Annotated in this window: 1 protein-coding gene; it reads right to left on the reverse strand. The window is 50.1% G+C overall.

Annotated features, from left to right (window positions below):
• Nucleotides 1-1,182 (reverse strand): metalloprotease TldD (tldD, locus tag R8269_RS25270; protein ID WP_318222915.1); only part of this gene is annotated, 1,182 nt, incomplete at both ends.

Genomic DNA, 1,182 nt, shown 5'->3' on the forward strand with positions numbered 1-1,182 from the left:
TTCAACGTTGGCTGACCAACGCCTACTGGCACGCTTTGCCCTGCTTTACCACAAACGCCAACACCTTTATCGATGCTTAAGTCGTTACCGACCATCGACACTTGCTGCATCGCTTCAATGCCTGAACCGATTAGAGTTGCCCCTTTGACGGGACGAGTCACTTTACCATCCTCAATCAAATACGCTTCTGATGCAGAGAACACGAACTTACCTGAGGTGATATCCACCTGACCACCACCGAAGTTAGGCGCGTAGATGCCTTTCTTCACGGTCGAGATGATTTCTTCTGGTGTGTGTTCACCTGGCAGCATGTAGGTATTGGTCATGCGTGGCATCGGTAAGTGCGCGTAAGATTCGCGGCGACCGTTACCCGTTGGGCTTACTCCCATTAGGCGCGCGTTCAGCTTGTCTTGCATGTAGCCTTTCAATACGCCATTTTCGATCAGCGTGTTGTACTGACCATTCACACCTTCGTCGTCCACATTGAGTGAACCACGTAGATCTTTCAGCGTACCATCATCCACAATCGTACATAGCGATGACGTCACTTGCTGACCCATTTTGCCAGAGAATACCGACGACTCTTTGCGGTTGAAATCCCCTTCTAAACCGTGACCTACCGCCTCATGCAGCAGTACGCCCGGCCAACCAGAACCAAGAACCACAGGCATCATACCTGCAGGTGCAGCTTCTGCTTCTAGGTTAACTAACGCCATACGGATGGCTTCGTCCGCGAAGTGGAAGGCTTGCTTCACACCATCTGTTTCAGACAAGAAGAAATCGTAGCCAAAACGACCACCACCACCAGCACTGCCACGCTCACGACGGTCACCTTTCTGTGCAAGTACACTGATGGATAGTCGAACAAGAGGACGAGTATCACCAGCGAAAGTGCCATCTGTAGCGGCAACTAGCATTTGCTCGTGCACGCCACTGATGCTGATAGAAACTTCTTTGATCAGAGGCTCTTTAGTGCGAATGTACGCATCCAAAGACATCAGTAACTCGGTTTTTTGTTGTTTTTCCCAGCTTGCTAGCGGGTTAACCGCATCATAGTAAGCTTGATTTTCCGAACGTTTGAATGCTTGAACTTTGCCATTTTGGCCCTGCTGCGCAATGCCTCGCGCCGCAATAGCACTTTGCTTCAAACCTTCCGGATTGATTTGATCTGAGTAGGCGAAA

This window comes from Vibrio sp. Vb0667, assembly GCF_033391095.1.